At 61.9% G+C, this 16374-nt stretch carries 12 protein-coding genes; 5 read left to right on the top strand and 7 right to left on the bottom strand.

Translation table 11 applies throughout. The annotated features are described in order from the left end of the window. Positions 1 to 2 precede the first annotated feature (2 nt). The 5 genes from FX984_RS01435 (at position 3) to FX984_RS01415 (ending at position 7795) form a co-directional block, all read left to right on the top strand. Positions 3 to 1229, top strand: a complete 1227-nt coding sequence (locus tag FX984_RS01435; protein WP_065941405.1) for an alpha/beta hydrolase family protein — start codon at positions 3 to 5, stop codon at positions 1227 to 1229. Positions 1230 to 1242: 13 nt separating this feature from the next. After that, positions 1243 to 2448, top strand: coding sequence for an LLM class flavin-dependent oxidoreductase (locus FX984_RS01430; protein ID WP_146476424.1), 1206 nt, complete (start codon positions 1243 to 1245; stop codon positions 2446 to 2448). 4 nt (positions 2449 to 2452) lie between these two features. Next, complete coding sequence (locus tag FX984_RS01425) at positions 2453 to 4009, top strand: ABC transporter substrate-binding protein (protein WP_141155011.1); 1557 nt, start codon at positions 2453 to 2455, stop codon at positions 4007 to 4009. Between the two features lie 119 nt (positions 4010 to 4128). Continuing rightward, positions 4129 to 6690 (top strand): TonB-dependent receptor plug domain-containing protein, encoded by a 2562-nt coding sequence (locus FX984_RS01420; protein ID WP_146476425.1) that lies wholly within the window; start codon positions 4129 to 4131, stop codon positions 6688 to 6690. Positions 6691 to 6709: 19 nt separating this feature from the next. Then, positions 6710 to 7795 carry an LLM class flavin-dependent oxidoreductase gene (locus tag FX984_RS01415; protein WP_146476426.1) on the top strand — a complete coding sequence of 362 codons (1086 nt, stop codon included), beginning with the start codon at positions 6710 to 6712 and terminating at the stop codon, positions 7793 to 7795. A gap of 96 nt (positions 7796 to 7891) precedes the next feature. On the opposite strand, the gene FX984_RS01410 is transcribed toward FX984_RS01415, so the two are convergent. From FX984_RS01410 to FX984_RS01380, 7 genes are read right to left on the bottom strand one after another with little or no spacing between them, the layout of a single operon-like run. Continuing rightward, positions 7892 to 9670, bottom strand: a complete 1779-nt coding sequence (locus tag FX984_RS01410; RefSeq protein ID WP_115488693.1) for a dipeptide ABC transporter ATP-binding protein — start codon at positions 9668 to 9670, stop codon at positions 7892 to 7894. Further along, positions 9667 to 10494, bottom strand: a complete 828-nt coding sequence (locus tag FX984_RS01405) for an ABC transporter permease (RefSeq protein ID WP_115488694.1) — start codon at positions 10492 to 10494, stop codon at positions 9667 to 9669. The genes FX984_RS01410 and FX984_RS01405 overlap by 4 nt, the downstream gene beginning before the upstream one ends. Then, positions 10491 to 11549 (bottom strand): ABC transporter permease, encoded by a 1059-nt coding sequence (locus tag FX984_RS01400; protein ID WP_115488695.1) that lies wholly within the window; start codon positions 11547 to 11549, stop codon positions 10491 to 10493. The genes FX984_RS01405 and FX984_RS01400 overlap by 4 nt, the downstream gene beginning before the upstream one ends. Continuing rightward, positions 11542 to 13098 carry an ABC transporter substrate-binding protein gene (locus FX984_RS01395; protein WP_146476427.1) on the bottom strand — a complete coding sequence of 519 codons (1557 nt, stop codon included), beginning with the start codon at positions 13096 to 13098 and terminating at the stop codon, positions 11542 to 11544. Before FX984_RS01395 ends, FX984_RS01400 begins: the two co-directional genes overlap by 8 nt. 3 nt (positions 13099 to 13101) lie before the next feature. Further along, entirely contained in the window at positions 13102 to 14289 is a 1188-nt protein-coding gene (locus FX984_RS01390; protein WP_146476428.1) for an LLM class flavin-dependent oxidoreductase, read from the bottom strand. Between the two features lie 46 nt (positions 14290 to 14335). Then, positions 14336 to 15064, bottom strand: coding sequence for a class II aldolase/adducin family protein (locus FX984_RS01385; protein ID WP_065927638.1), 729 nt, complete (start codon positions 15062 to 15064; stop codon positions 14336 to 14338). A 15-nt stretch (positions 15065 to 15079) separates the two neighbouring features. Next, positions 15080 to 16123: an ABC transporter substrate-binding protein gene (locus FX984_RS01380; RefSeq protein ID WP_146476429.1), complete on the bottom strand. Its 1044-nt coding sequence runs from the start codon at positions 16121 to 16123 to the stop codon at positions 15080 to 15082. Positions 16124 to 16374 lie beyond the last annotated feature (251 nt).

The raw sequence follows: 16374 nt of genomic DNA, 5'->3' as shown, positions 1-16374 counted from the left end.
TAATGAAACTGCCGCATTCTTTCGCCTTCGGTCTCAGCGTACTGGCCTTGTCCATGAGCGCATTCGCCGCTGACGTATACGCCCCAAAACCGGACCCACTGCAAGGTGATGGCCGCGTCTCGGCGTTCTACACCTGGGAAAAAGCCATTCCGGCCATTCCGGGCAAGCTGTTGCGCAGCGAACCGCTGGACAAGACCATCAGCCTGGCAAACGCCGCCAGCGCCCAACGCATCCTCTACACCTCCACCGATGGTATCGATAATAAAACCCCAGTCGTGGTTTCCGGCGCGTTGTTCCTGCCCAAGGGCACACCGCCGGCCGGCGGTTGGCCGGTCGCAAGCTGGGGCCATGGCACAGTCGGCGTCGCAGATGTGTGTGCACCGTCCTGGCAAGGTCGCTCCTACCGCGATGTGGCGTACCTCAACCGCTGGCTGGCAGAAGGGTTTGCGGTGGTCGCCACCGACTACCAAGGGCTCGGCGTACCCGGCGGCCACCCGTTGCTGAACAGCCGCATGGCCGCCTACGGCATCCTCGACGCCGCCAAGGCCGTAGTTGCAGGCGTACCTGGGTTGGCTGACAAGGTATTGATCGTCGGCCAGTCCCAAGGCGGGGCCGGCGCGTTTGCCGCAGCGGCCTATGCCGCCACTTACGCCCCGGACCTTGGCGTCAAGGGCAGCATCGGCACCGGCGTGATCTACACCCTCGACTACGCGAAAAATCCCAGCGAGGAAGTGCGCAATAAAGTCGACCCGACCCTGGCCTACGGCTTCTACACCTTGCTCGCCGCCCAGCAATACGACCCGAGCATCAACCCGGCGGACTTCTACACCGACAAGGCGCTGCCGATCTTCGAACAGGCTCGCACTAGCTGTCTGTTCGCTCTAGAAGGCGACGTGGAGGGCCTGGGCCTGAGCATTGCCAACACCAAGAAAGATTACAAAGGCAAACAGCTCGCGCCGTGGCTCGCGCAAGTCGCCTACCCCACCCTGAAAACGTCCAAACCGGTGTTCATCGGTACCGGTGCCGAAGACGTCACCCCAGCCGCCGCGACCCAGGTCAAGCTGATGCAGGACGCCTGCAACGCCGGTTCCGTAGTCGAAGGCCACCTGTACAAAGGCCTGGGCCACAGCGCGACGGTCAATGCCTCGCTCAAGGACTCGATCCCATTCGCCCACAAAGTCATCAATGACCAGCCGATCACCCCAGTCTGCGCCCCAACCGCGCAGTAAGCAGGAGGCTTGCATGAGCATCGAATTTTTTACTCGCCTGCCGCTGCACGGCGAAACCCAGTTCCTGCCGGGCGACCCGCGTAACCGTGGCGACTGGCATCGGGGCGGTCCCGACAGCACCGGGGCTGTGTCCGGGTTCAGCGTGGGCGACCACTTCACTTACATCGACTACCTGGGCCAGATCGCCAAGGCCGCCGAGATCAATAAGTTCGGCGGTGTGTTGATGGTCAACGCGCCCAGCGGCGAAGAGCCATGGACGGTGTGCTCGCTGCTGGCCCGCGAAACTCGCACCCTGCAATTCGTCACCGCGTTCCAGCCCTACCACTACACCCCATGGGTGGCCGTGCAGCAGGCGGCGACCTACCAACGCGCCACCGGCAACCGCCTGGTATGGAACATCATCAACGGTGGCTCGGACGCGATCCAGCGCCAGGTCGGCGACTACAGCGACCACGATGCACGCTACGAGCGCGCCACCGAATTCATGGACGTGGTCAAGGGCTATTGGCACAACGAGTCATTTCACTACGATGGCAAGTTCTACAAGGCCGACGGTGGGGGCTTGCACGCGCCGCTGAAAAAGGCGCAGTTGCCACTTATCTGCACGGCTGGCTCATCCATCGCTGCACGGGAGTTCGCCGCCAAGCACGCGGATTTCTACTTGATGCGTGCCGAGCACCCGGATGAAATCACCGCACTGATCGCCGACCTGCGCCAACGTGCGTTGAAATGGGGGCGCACCGATATTCGCTTTGGCCTGTCGATTGATGTGATCACCCGCGAAACCGAAGAACTGGCACGCACTGAAGCCAAGCGTTTCTTCGACGAAGGCATCGCCCGTGGCGCGGTCAAGGCCGTGGCCGCCCACGCCGGGCTGCGCACCGCACGCAAACTGAGCTACGAGCATGGTTTTGCCGAGAAAAACGAGGCGCAGGGTTTCGAAGACTTTTTTATCCACCCGAACGTGTGGGCTGGCTTCGGCTATATCGGCATCCCACCGGGCTGCGCGCTGGTTGGCAGTTATGAAAACGTGGTGGCGCGAATTCGCGAATACAACAACCTCGGCATCGACCTGTTCTTCCTCGCCGGCTATCCGCACCTGGAAGAAGCCTACCGACTCGGCGAGCATATCCTGCCGCACTTTCGCAGCGAACGTTCAGTGTTGAGCCGCCCGCTGGAGCCGGTGCACGAACTGCACTCGGCCAACGGCGGAGCCTGAAACCATGACCTTACTGCTGAGCCGTCGAGACTTTCTCGGCTACAGCGCGACCGCCGGCGGCGCACTGCTGCTGGCGGGTTGCGGCCCGAATAACGCACCGGCTGCCGCCACCGGCAGCGACCAGCCACGCTACGGCGGCCGCCTGCGCCTGGGGATTCTCGATGGCAACCAGAGCGGCAATCTGGACGCGCATAAACCGGTGGGCAGCGGCATCGTTCGTGGCTTTGCGCTGTATAGCAAGTTGTGGGAGTGGGATGAGCAAATGCAGCCGCGCTTGGCACTCGCCGAGTTCGCCGAGCCCAACGCGGATGCCAGCACCTGGACCCTGCGCTTGCATCCGGGCCTGGAGTTCCACAACGGTAAGACCATTGACGCCGACGACCTGATGTTCTCGATCCGCCGTCTCACCGATCCGCAACTGGCCTCGCCGTATGCGGCACTGTTGCACTGGGTAGACCGCGACAACCTGGTCAAACTCGACAACCGCACCGTGCGCCTGAACTTTCGCGACGGCCGCAGCTATATGCCGCTGGCCGAAACCTGGGTCAACTTCGGCGGTATCGTGCCGGTGGATTACCACCCGGTCACCAATCCGGTGGGCGCCGGCCCCTACAAACTGAAAAGCTTCACCCCCGGCCAGCGCTCCCTGTTCACGCGTTTCGAGAATTACTACAAGGAAGGTAAGCCGTACGCCGACGAGCTGGAAATCATCGATTTCAAGGATCAGGTCTCACGCCTCGCCGCACTGCGCGCCGGGCAGATCGACATGGCCAACTCGATGCCCACCGAACAGCTGCCGATCCTGGAGAAGGACCCACGGTTGAAGGTCATCAAATCGGTGACCGGCAACTGGCTGTCCTTCGATATGAATCTGGACAAGCCGCCCTTCAACGACCCGCGGGTGCGCGAGGCATTTCGCTTGCTGGCCGACCGCGAAGAACTGGTCCGTCGCGCGCTAAATGGCCAGGGCCGAGTGGCCAATGATTTGTATGCGCCCAGCGACCCCACCTTCAACCACAGCCTTGGCCCGCGACCGTATGCCCCTCAGCGCGCCGCACAACTGCTCAAGGACGCCGGCCAGGAAAACCTCGAGGTGGAACTGATCACCACCCCGGGTCCAGGCCTGAGTTCAGCATTAGTGCTGGCTGAGCAGGCCAAGCGCATCGGCGTCACCCTTAAGGTCAAGCAAGTAGACCTCGCCACTTTCCAGGGCCCACTGAAAAACGATTGGACCCTGAGCACCGGGGGCAGCATCGGTGCACCGTTCCTCGCCAGTGCAATCCACACCGACGCTCCCTTTGCAGTATCCAACAAGACCCACTTCAACGACGCGCAATTCAGCGAACTGTTCCTCGCCGCCATGGCCCAGCCCGACCTGGAAAAACGCAAGGTTCTGGTGCATCAGGTGCAGCAGATCCAGTACGAACGCGGCGGCATGTTGATCTGGGGGTATGCCGACCTGCTGGACAGCTTTTCCACGCGCGTCGGTGGGGCCCAGGCAGAACAGTCGCTGTTCAGCACCTGGCGCTTCGAGAAGCTCTGGCTCAAAGACACGGCCTGACACCTCATTCCCCGCAGGAGCCCGACTTGCCGGCGATAAGGCCCCCAAGCCTTGCCGATCAACCGGGCGCCTACGAGGCATCACATTGATACCCATTTTCGACAGGAGTCATTTCTGCCATGCACGCTATCGCCTTGCGTTTTCCCCTGCTGCTGGCAGTCACCCTGCCGCTGCAGGCTTTTGCCACCGATACCCAACTGCAAACCGTGACCGTGCAGGCAAGTGCCAGCGAGTCGGATGACGACGCACTGCCCACCCGCCCGCCGACCTCAGTGTACGGTGGCACGGAAACCAAAGTGCTGGACACGCCGCGCTCCGTGGTGCAAATCAACGCCGAGCAATTGGCGAGCGGCGCGATCCATAGCGCCGACGACCTGGTCAAATATGCGCCCGGCATCACTCGGGGCGGCGGGCAAAACGCGGGTATCGCACCGCAGTTTCGTGGCCAGGGTTCGGAGATTTTCCAGGACGGCCAGCGTGGTTACGCCGTGCGCCACCCCGCCAACTTCAACGCCTATGAAGGTGCGGACATCGTTGCCGGCCCGTCCTCGGTGACCTACGGCTCGGTATCCGGCAGCGGCGGCTACGTCAACTACCTGAGCAAGAAACCCGACTTCAACGCGTTCAAGACCAAACTCAGCGGCGAGCTGGGTTCGTGGGTTCCAGACGGCACCTCACGCAGTTCCAACAAATTCAGCATCGACAACACCGGGCCTCTGAGTGACAACCTGGCCTACCGCATGAGCATCACCAAGCAGCGCCAGGAGGACTTCTATGACAATGTCGAGAACAATTTTGACGCCTTCTATGGCGCGTTGGCCTGGCGCAACGACAACGTGCGCGTCGACTGGAACGCCAGCTACGACAATTACTACGACTACAACATCACCCACGGCTGGAACCGCGCTACCCAGGACCTGGTGGACAACGGCAAATACTACGCCGGGCGCGCCACGCCGATTATCCAGAACGGCAGTACCCTGTGGTCGCCGGTGCTGGCTTCGGGCGCCGCCGATGCGCCAACACTCGGTTGGGTAAAACGCCAACGCAACGCCCAGGGCCAATACAGTGTGGTCGACGGCAGCTTCCAGACCGCCCCACCGAATACCCAGGCCAACCCCGGCAGCCTGCGTGGCTGGGTGTATGACCCGACGCTGGCGGGCAATGGCGAGCAGTCGCTGTCATCACAGACCGGGCAGCGCAAAGAGGACGAAAGCAGCTCGCGGCGCTTTACCACGCAACTGCGTATCGAGGCCGACCTGTCGCCGACTATCACCGTAGCCAACAGCACTTTTTATGAACGCTCCAAGGACATCACCGATGCCGTGGGCGCATTCCAGGTGCAATCGAAGGACAACATTTTCGATAACCGCTTCGAGTTCCGCTCGCGCAACGAGACCCAGCTGGGCGGCTGGACCCTGCGCGATGACAGCAACAGCGGCCTGATCTACCGCCGCGAATTCAACCAGTCGATTGCTGCGAACAACAGCTTTGGCTCGACCATTAATGCCTATGACCTGACCCAAGACCCTTCCGGCAAAAACCCTGGTGACTTACTCGGCCTCAACGCCAGCAACCCTGCCGGCGGCAACGGCGCTTGGATCGGACAACCCGGCGTGCCGCAATACTCCAACTACTACGGCTGGCTCAACCTGCCGCCCATGTATGAAGCTGGGCACGGCCTGTACGCCGAATCGGTGGCGCCCTACACCGCTGAAAGCACCTGGACCACCAAAACCCTGTTCAGCCAGCACAACCTCAAGTACGGCGAGTATTTCGGCTTGAATATTGGCGCCAGCCGCAGCTGGATCGAGGCCGAGATCGACAACCCGTTCGTACTCGCCGGTGGCAACCGGCGCAAGGACAGCGACAATTACCGGCTGTTTGCTTTCCAGGTCAGCCCGTATGTAAAACCGACTGAAAACACCACGCTGTACTACACCTTCGACCGCTCGTTGGCGGTCAACACCGGGTTCTTTTCCAACGGCCTTGGCTGGGGCAGCGGCAGTGGCGCCAACCAGCTCAACCCGCTGGCGTTCCAGAGCTTGAGCGTGCTGCATGAAGTCGGGGTAAAGGTCGAAGCAGTGCCTAACCAGCTGTTCATGACGCTGGCGGCGTTCAAGCAAGCCCGCGACCAGGCACCTGACAGCAATAACAACATCGCGCGGCTGATGATCAAGGGTGTGGAAGCCACCGTGCGCTATCAACCGGACGACCACCTTCGCAGCGGTCTGAACCTGTCCAAGCTCAACGCCTATAACGAGTTCACCTCCCAGGCCGGATTTGCCTCAGCGGGGTTCATTCCCGACAACGGCACAGTGTTCGGCGATAACAATAGCCTCAACCAGCGGCCGTCCGGGCGTTTCGACGCGGTGCAGATTCCTGAATACACCGCCAGCGGGTATGTCGACTACCGCTTCGACTCAGGCTTTGGCGCCGAACTTTCAGGCTGGTGGACCAGCAGTTGGTACCTGAACCTCAGCAAGACCGTAAAGATCCCGAACGAATACAACCTCGATCTCGCCGTGTACTACCGCCAACCGCAATGGAGCACCACGTTACGGGTGCTCAACCTGACCAATGAACTGAACTTCGTCAGCGGACTGGCCGGTTCCACCAACACTTTTTTGCAACCCATGCCTGGCCGCACCTTGTTGGCCCAGGTCGACTATCAATTCTGATCCGCACCAGGAGCACGTTATGTCTATCGAATTTGTCGGCATGATTTTCCCTCGCCAGTGGTCCGAAACCCGTGGCGTTCGCAGCCCGGATTTCGACCTCGACTTTATCCGTCACCATGCCCGCGCCCATGAGCATGCAGGCTTCGACCGTGTGCTGATCGCCAGCGGCCCCGGCAGTGCCGACAGCCTGCAAATTGCCGCGTATGCGGCGGCGCACACTGAGCGATTGGGCTTCATGATCGCCCATCGCCCCGGCCTCACCGCGCCGACCGTCGCTGCCCGCTCGTTTGCCACGCTGGACCATACCACTGGCGGCGGGCGCATTCGCTTGCACGCGATTACCGGCATTACCGCCGAGCCACAGGAAGGCGACTTTCTGCTGGACAAGACCGAACGCTACAGGCGCACCGATGAATATCTGGAGATTGTGCGACGCACCTGGACGGCCGAAGAGCCGTTCGATTTCGAAGGTGAGTACTTCAACATCAAGGGTGCGTTTTCACCGGTCAAACCGTTGCAACAGCCGCATATTCCAATCTCGTTTGGCGGCTCTTCCGACATTGCCTATCAGATCGCGGTGAAGCATGCGGACCTGTATTCGCTGTGGGGCGAGCCATTAAGCGGCGTGGCTGAGCAAATTGCCAAGCTGAAGGCGGCAGCATTAACAGCGGGTGTTGAAGCGCCACGGGTCAGTTTGTCGGTGCGGCTGATTTTGGGGGCAACAGAGGAATTAGCCTGGCAACGCGCCGAGCAGATCCTGGAGCAGATCAAGGCCAATCCACAGTTTGCGGCGGGCAGTCCGTGGCAGAAGCGGCTCAAGGGCACCGGCTCCGAACGTCTGTTAGCGGCGGCGGCGTTGGGTGATCGTCATGATCGCGCGCTATGGATGCCGACGGCGACAGCAGTGGGCGCTTATGGCGATACCACCGCGCTGGTGGGTACCCCGGAAACGGTGGCGCAGGCACTGCTGGATTATGTGGACCTGGGCGTTACCACGTTCTTGAATCGCGGTTATGACCCGCTGTACGACACCGTGGATTATGGGCGGTGGATTATCCCCGCAGTGCGTGAAGAGGCGTTGCGGCGCAAGGCGAAAATTGCTTAACGACGGCTGAAGCCATCGCCGGCAAGCCGGTTCCTTCAAGGGGTTTGTGTACCTATAGGGGCCTGCTTGCCGACGATCACTGTGCAGCGGAGCCATTCACCCCAACGACGGCGAATGCTCCAGCAACGTGCGCGTATAGGCCGCCTGTGGTTGATCCAAAACATCATCAACGGCCCCCTGCTCCACCACCCTTCCGACCTTCAACACCAGCACCCGATCAGCAATCGCGCGCACCACGCCCAGGTCGTGGGTGACGAATAACATCGTCAATCCTTCACGCTGTAGCTGGCGCAGCAGGTCCAGGATCGACGCCTGTACCGATACGTCCAATGCCGAGGTGATTTCATCGCAGATCAGCAACCTGGGCTCGCACAACAGCGCACGGGCGATGGCCACTCGCTGGCGTTCACCACCTGACAGGCTGTGGGGATAGAGGCCGGCGACTGATCCCGGCAGTGACACACGCTTGAGCACGGCTTCCACTCGCTCCCGTGCTGGCGCCCCTTTTACGCCGAAGAAATGCGCCAGTGGCGCGCTCAGAGTCTGGTACACGGTTTGCCGTGGGTTCAACGCGCGATATGGATTCTGGAAGATGTATTGAATCTGGTGGCGCAGGCCTGCATCGCGCTGGCGGGCGTGCAACGGTAAATGCCGGCCGGCGTAGTCCAGTGCCCCCTCGGCATTCTCCCCAAGGCCAGCAATAGCCCGCGCCAGGCTGGTCTTGCCCGAGCCCGACTCACCCACAATCGCCAGGCATTCACCCGGTTGCACCTGCAGCGAGACATCGAACAACACCTGCCGGTCATAGGCGACGTTCAAGCCTCTGACCGACAACAGTGACCGCTCTACCCGGCCCTTCAAGGCCGCAATTGGCGCGAGTGCCTTGACCTGTAACGCCTGATCGTGAGGCGCCAGGCAAGCCACCCCACGACCGGCCGCGTTCATCTGCAATAACGGCTCAGCCACCGCGCACCCAGCCGTAAACCGCTCACAGCGCGGCCCGAAACTGCACCCCTGGGGCCGACGCCCTGGCGCCGGTGCATGCCCGGCAATCGCCGTCAATTCGCGCCGTCCCGCCACATCCGGAATCGCCGCCAGCAACCCTCGGGTATAGGGATGGGACGGTCGACTGAACAACTCATCCCGCGTCGCCGTTTCAACGATGCGCCCGGCGTACATCACCATCACCCGGTCCACCAGGTCCTTGATCACCGCCAGGTCGTGGGACACATACACCGCCGCTACGCCCTGGCTTTTGCAAAGCCGACGCAGCGTGGCGAGGATATGCGCCTGGGTGCTGACGTCCAGCGCAGTGGTTGGCTCGTCCAGCACGATCAGGCGCGGGCGCAGCACAAAAGCCAGCGCCAGCATCACCCGTTGCTGCTGGCCGCCGGACAGTTGATGGGGAAAGCGCCGCAGAAACCCGTGATCGTCCGGCAAGCCGACATCACGCAGGGTCTCGATGAGGCGCTGCTGTTGCGCCTCGCGGTCAAGCCCAGAAGGATGCGCCGCTAAGGTCTCACGCAACAGGTGACCGATGCGCAGTGCCGGATTGAGCGCGGTGGCCGGGTCCTGGGCGACATAACCGATCAGGCTGCCACGAGCACGGCGCAAGGCTTCGCCTTCCAGGCTCAACAATGCTTGGTCACCTACGTGCACCTGTCCGCCCACAATCCGTGCACCGCGCCGGGCATGTGCCAGCAACGCAGTCGCCAAGGTGGTCTTGCCCGAGCCCGACTCCCCCACCAAACCGAGAATTTCCCCGGCAGCCAGGCTGAACGAGATTCCCGACACGACATCCACATGCCCCGGCAATTCCACCCGCAGGTCGCGGACCTGCAACACCCCGGCTTCGATTTCGGTAATCACATTCATGCTTGTCTGTCTCCCAGCCTTGCGCTGCTGCGGCCGATGCCTTCAGCCAAAATATTGGTGCCGTAGGCAAACACACCGATCAGCACCGCCGGAGCCAATACGGCCCAGGGTTGCACCAGCAGGCCGGCCTGGTTTTCATTGATCATCAGCCCCCAGTCAGCGGTGGGTGGCGCCACGCCGTAGCCAAGAAAACTCAGGCCCGACAGCATGCCCACGCCCCAGGTCAGCATGTTGCCGAAATGCACCAGCAGCGGCGTGAGGATGTTCGGCAGGATCTCCTTGAACAGAATTCGGCGTCGCGAATAGCCCATCATTTGCGCCGCTTCAACGAACTCCTGACCTGCCACTGCTACCGCACTCGCCCGCGCCAAACGGATAACGCCCGGTATAAAGGCGATGGAGACTGTCAGCACGATCAACCACGGTGCGCGCCCCAACATGGACACAATCAGCAGCACCAGAATCAGGTCGGGGAACGCCAGGGACACATCCGCCGACCAGGTAATAAACTGATCCAGGCGCCGACGCGACAAACCCGCCAGCAACCCCAACGTAGTACCCACCGCCAGTGCAATACTGGCGGCTGCGACCGACATCCACAGCACCGACAAACCACCGCTGAGCAACCGCGACAGCACGTCATGCCCCAGGAAGTCATACCCTAGCCACGCGTCACCTGCAGGCGCGCCGTAGACAGGACCGACCATGTCCGTCGACCCGTGAGGTGCCAACCAAGGCCCTGACAGCGCCACGGCCACCACCAGCAAAGTGATCAACGCGCCCTTACGTGTTTGTGGTTCGGCCAACCATCGACGGGCACTCATGCATCACCTCGGGAGCGGCGCCACCACGGGGTTATTCCCCTTCGGTTGCGTTGAATCAGGGTCACCCGCCGTGCGGTGCGCAGCTTGGGTGTAAGCAGTACGGTAAATAGGTCGGCCAGTAGGTTGATCAGCACCACCGCGAGGGTGATCACCAGCACAATCGCCTGGATCATCGGCAGGTCGCGCATCTGGATCGCGGCGTTCAGCGCGGTGCCGATACCGGGATAGCTGAAGATGACTTCCGCCAGCACGGCGCCTCCGATCAACGTACGCAAGGTCAGCGCCACACCCTGGATCGCCGGTACCAGCGCATTGGGCAACGTGTGGCACCAGACAATCCGCCGCTGCGGAATGCCGCGTAGCCTGGCGGCAATCACGTAGTCGGACTCCTGGGCCTCGATCACGGCGGCCCTTACCATGCGCGTGAGGTACGGCAATGCAGTGAGGCTCAAGGCGAATATCGGCAATACCAGCGACTTGAGTTGGCGCAGCAGCGACAGGTCGGGATCCAGGATCGATACCGCAGGTAAGAAATCCATGTGCGGCATGGAAAACAGCAATACCAGGCCAATCGCCAACAGAAACCCCGGCGTGGCTTTCAGAAAGATCAGCAACGACAGGCTCCAACGATCCAGCCAGCTGTCGCGTCGCAATGCCAGGGCCACGCCAAGGGCCAGTGCGCCAGGCACTACCACGGTGATCACTCCGACTAGCAACGCCAGTGTGTAGCCCAAACGCCCCCACAGGATGTGGCTGACCGGCGCGTTGGAGTCCAGGGAAACCCCGAGGTCCCCGCACAAGACGCTGCCGAGCCAGCGCAGGTATTGCCACAGGATTGGCTGGTCGAGCCCCAACTGGTGTTGCAGGGTAAGGATGCTTTCCAGCGGCGCGTCCGGGCCGAGGATCACCCGCGCGGGGTCGGATGGCAGTGCCTGAGTGGCGATGAATACCACCAGGCTGATAACCCAGGCCGTCAGCAGGCCGTAACCCAGGCGCCCGATAAACCATGACAACCAAGCAGGCGTGCGTGGAGGGTTGGTAGACGGCTCAAGCATGCTTCAACCACAGTTCGTCAAACCGCCAGGAAGCGAAGGTGGTCTGCTCTGGCGCCAAACCGCCGACCTTGACCGAGGCAGCGTCCAGCACATCGTTGAAGCCCCAAATCAGCAATCCGCCGCGCTCGTGTTGAATCTGCTGGGCCTCGTGTACCAGGCTTTTACGCAACTCCAGGTCTGGCTGCGCAAGGGCCTCACGGTAGAGGTCATCAAAACGCGGGTCATGGAAGTTGCTGCGGTTGTAGATCGCCAAAGGCGCGTCGTTGTGCAGTGCCGAGGCCAGGAAACCCCGGGCCGGCGTAGAACCCGGCGACACTTGCCACTGCTCACGCTGCGGGCCGTTGAACACAGCGCCATCCACTTGGCTCACGCGTATCTCGACACCGGCCTTTTTCGCTTGCTGGGCAAGCACCAGAGCGGCGTTCACACCGGGCCCAGGCGTGGTGGTCAGTTCCACGCGCAAATCCGTCTGCCCGGCCTGACGCAGCAGCGAACGGGCCTGCTCCAGATCATACGGCCGCTGAGCAATCGCATGGTTGTAGGTGGGATCGTGAGGTGAATACAGGTCATTGGCAACGCGACCGAAACCGTTAAGGCCACGGTCCACCAGCTCTTGCCGATCCGCCAGCAAGCGAAACGCCTGGCGCACCCGCACATCATCGAAGGGCGGCTTGGCCAGGTTGAGATTGAAACCGGTAAACGAAGTGCTTGGCGACACGCACAACGACAAGCGTGAGTCGGCCTTGAGCAACGCACTGTGCTCGGCCTGCACACCGCTGGCCACATCGATCTGTCCGGCGCGCAACGCGGCAACACGGGAGACCTGGTCCTTGAACTCGATGATTTCCAGCTCATCGGCATAAGGCTGGCCGGGTTTGTAGTAATTCTCAAACCGCGTGTACAACGAGCGCTGGCCCGGTACGAAGCGCTTGAGCTTGTAAGGGCCGGCACCTACCGGATTGGTGACGGGGTCATAGTCGGTGGGGACGATGCCGCCAAAGCTGATCAGGGTTTCATCCAGAGGGAAGAAGCTCTGGCCTTGCTTGAAGCGGATTTCGATGGTGCGCTCATCCAGCTTGCGTAAGGCATTGCGATCAATGGCACCGACCAGGCCGGCAAACGGCGATGCCAGCTTGGGATCGGTAAGGCGCAACAACGAAAACAGCATGTCGTCAGCGCCGATGGTCTTGCCATGGTGAAACTCCAGGCCCGGCTTGATGCGGATAGTCCAGGCACTCGCGTCGGCATTCGGTTCGGCGAACTCGGCCAGGGCCAGGCGCGTGCTGACATCGGTGTTCCATTCCCAGAACTTGCTGTACAGCGCCCAGCCACGAATGATCCCGCCGCCCACCGGTTTATGCGCATCCAGGTTGCCGGACTGATCGCCATCGATAATGCCAACGCGCAGGCGTCCACCGCTGACGGGCTTACCGCTCAGTACGGCGGCACCCTGAGTCGTCGCGCCGCTGTCGCAGCCGCCCAACAGCAAGCCACCGCCGATGGCCAAGCTGTTGCCGAGAAACACCCGGCGAGAAAATCCATCACTCATGGTTCAAGCCTCTTGGCGCTGCGGCGACTTTTGGCTGACACCCAGGCGCGGCGCTTCAAAGCCGTGGTCCAGGTCCAGCAGCGGGAACAGCAGGTCGGCCACGCGGTGGGCTTCATCGATCAGCGGGAAGCCAGACAGAATGAACGCGGAAGTACCCTGGGCTTCGTATTCGCGGATGCGCTCGGCGACCTGTTCCGCGCTGCCCACCAGGTAGGTACCAGCGGCCGGCCCGAGGATATTGAAACCGAACAGGCTCGGGCCAAGCCATACGTTAGGATAGATCTCCAGCTCACGCGCGGTCGGCAAACGCCCGGCGCGAATGGTCTCGACGTTACGCTGGGTCTGCGGGTCGTCGCTGTGGAAATCTTCCAGGCTCACACCGGCCGGTAACTGGCGCTCGATGGCGTTGCGCGCAGTTTGCAGCGAGGTGCGTTGCAGGAGTCTTTCGGCGTGGGCCCAGGCTTCTTCCTCGGTCTCGCGCACGATGATTTGCAGGCGTGTGCCAAAGGTCAGTTCGCGGCCGATCTTCGCCGCTTCAGCGGCGACTTTGCGAAACTTGTCGCCGAGTTTTGGCGGAGTGTTGGCGAAGCTCAGGTACACGTCGAGCAATTGCACCGAATGCTCGACGCCGGGCCCTGAGGTTCCGGCGCCCCACAACGGGATGCCCGGCTTCTGGTAAGGCGGATGCCAGCCGCCCAGTGGATGGTTGGCTGCGCCCGGCGAACGCGGTGCGAGCTTGACGTACTCACCGTCATAGCCACGCGTGTCGCCGGCATAGAAACCCTGGAACGCCCGCCAGTATTCCAGGCTGAAGGCGTATCGCTCGTCATGCGGGTAGTGCACCCCAAGTGTCGCCAGGCCCGCGTCATTGCCATTGACCACGTTGAACAGCAGGCGGCCATTGGAGAACTGGTCGAAGGTCAGCGCCCACTTGGCCAACACCGCTGGCGATAACTCGCCCGGGTGCTGCGCCACCAGAAAACGCAGGCGCTGGGTGGCGTCGATCAACGACGCGGCCACCGCCAGGCTTTCATTGGGGCTGGAACCGAGCAGCGAACCGTAGTAGCCCAGGCGATCACTGGCCACGGCGAGCTGCTTGAGGTGCTGGAAATCAGTGTTCCAACGGCCTTGAGGCTCCCATGGATAGGGGCCATCGGGCGTGGTCAAGTACCAAAGAATTTTTACCGCCATAAAAAACATCCTTGAAATAGAGAACCCTGTGGGAACTGGTAAGGCGTTAACGGCGGTCGATGGCCGGGACCAGGCCCAGTGCCGTGGCTTGTTCGAACAGGCCGCTCATTTTCCATTGCTGGGTCAACACGCCCGGCCCGTAGGCCCGTGAGCCACCGAGTGCATCGGCAAGCAATTGCAGTTGTGCGCCCTCCTCCAGCAACAGGATGAATTCGGCGGTGGCGCGCAGGCCTTGCTTGCCCCACACGGTGGAGCCGCCATTGGCCTCCAGGATCGCCAGGTTGAAGGGGTTCTCGGCGATCTTGTCGAGGATAAAGTCCACTTCCTGTTGGCGACGGTCGATATACACCGGCAGCTCACGGGCCAACTGGTAGCGCTGCACCGGCACGTAATGGAATGGCAAGGTGCGGTGGGTCTGGGCCCAGGCGCCCAGGTACGGCGAGTGCACGTGGGACACGGTGGTCACATCCGGGTGTTGCTGGAACAGCTTGGTGTAGCGCCCCAGACCACCCTTGCCCTTGCCAAAAACCACGTTGCCGGCAAAGTCGGTAACCGTGGCTTGCAGCGGTTTGCGGTAGTTCCACGGGCCTGCGTAGTTCACCGATACCAACAGTTCCTGGCCCGGTACGCGCTCGATAAAGCCGACGGTCCCAGCGGCGGTGATGGTGTTTGTTTCACGGAACACGGTGAAGGCTTCTTCAGCCTCCAGCAGGACCTTGTCGATAAAGGTTTGCAGTTCCTGGCTGATCGGTTGTGTGTGGGCAATGGCAGTCATGGGGATTCTCCGGATTCAGGCGCGGCGCTTGGCCAACAGTTCATGGGCAGCTTGCAGGGGGCGCGGGTCGACCCAGTCGGCGATGGCAAAATCGCGCTCCAGGAAGCCGTGCAGGTAGAGGAAATCTTTCTGGATGTCGAGGAATTCCAGGCGCTGGGCAGACAGGTCCGGCGCCAGGGTGGTGTGGAAATCACCGCGATAAGCCTCGGCCACACCGGCACTGCCGGCACGAGTTTCTTCTTCTAGAATGGCGTTCAGGCTGTCGCGGTTGTTGGCCGCCCAATCGGCGGCGCTGAGGGTTTGCGCGAGAAAGCGCACCACCAGGTCAAAGTGGTTGTCCAGCAGGCTCTGGTGAACGGTGATCGGACGCGGCGTGCCGTTGTTGATGCGGTAGCGCGGCTCGGCGATCAGGTCCAAGTCGATCCCCACCACCAGCCCCAGGCGGCGTGCGGCGTCGGCCGCCGAAGCGCCCTTGACGTAAACCGCATCCACCTCTCCACGCACCAGGTAATCCAGGCCGGACCACAAGCGCTGCAAACCTTGCTGCGGGTCAGGCGCTTGTTCCTGGTCCTGCAATGCCACCTCCACCAGTTCCACATCATCAAATCCCAGTCCGGCCAGGCTCAATGCGCCCTTATAGCCATGCAGGCTCATGGCGCGGGCGATGCTGCCGGGACGGTTTTCACCCCAGGCTGGCAGGGCCAGGCGCTTGCCCCTCAGGTCTGCGGGACGGGTGATGCCGGAGTCCGGGCGGACCAGGATGGTCTGCCATTCCTCGATCCAGGTCAGGCCAATCAAGCGGCTCGGCGCACCCGCAGCACGTGCTGCCAATGCAGGGACGTTGCCGCCTTCGCGAAACAGCCCCGGCAAATCGTGATCGTAGTGGTGCCGGCCCAACTGACGCGCTTCCTGCAAGGTCGACACCGGCAGGCCGTCGGGGGCGAACTCCTCGGTCAACCAGCCCAGCTTGTAGGCGATACCGGACGCAGTCGGCACCGGGCAACGGGTAAACCAGATCTGCTCAAGCTCAGGCGTGGGCAGGACAGCGGAAAGGGTCATGGGCAGCTCCATTTAATTGGGCAAGTCAGTGGAGGGGGTATTGCAGAGGGCGTGCCAATCGCTCAAAGCCCCGGTTTACAAGGGCATCGAAACAAACATCCAAACGCGACTGCTGGCCTGCCAACAGCACTGCTGCTCTTCCAGCAGCCGTCTCACGACGCTGCTTCCCCAGCAGCAAACCGGCATGCCCCCTCCCCGGTACAGCAGGGTTTTGCGCGTTGGCGCAGAACTTGCTCAAGCCCTCCCAACAC

Origin of the sequence: Pseudomonas marginalis (assembly GCF_008692035.1) — a bacterium.
GTDB lineage: Bacteria > Pseudomonadota > Gammaproteobacteria > Pseudomonadales > Pseudomonadaceae > Aquipseudomonas > Aquipseudomonas marginalis.
The sequence above is the reverse complement of the archived record's forward strand: the minus strand, read 5'-3'. Positions and strand labels throughout refer to the sequence as shown.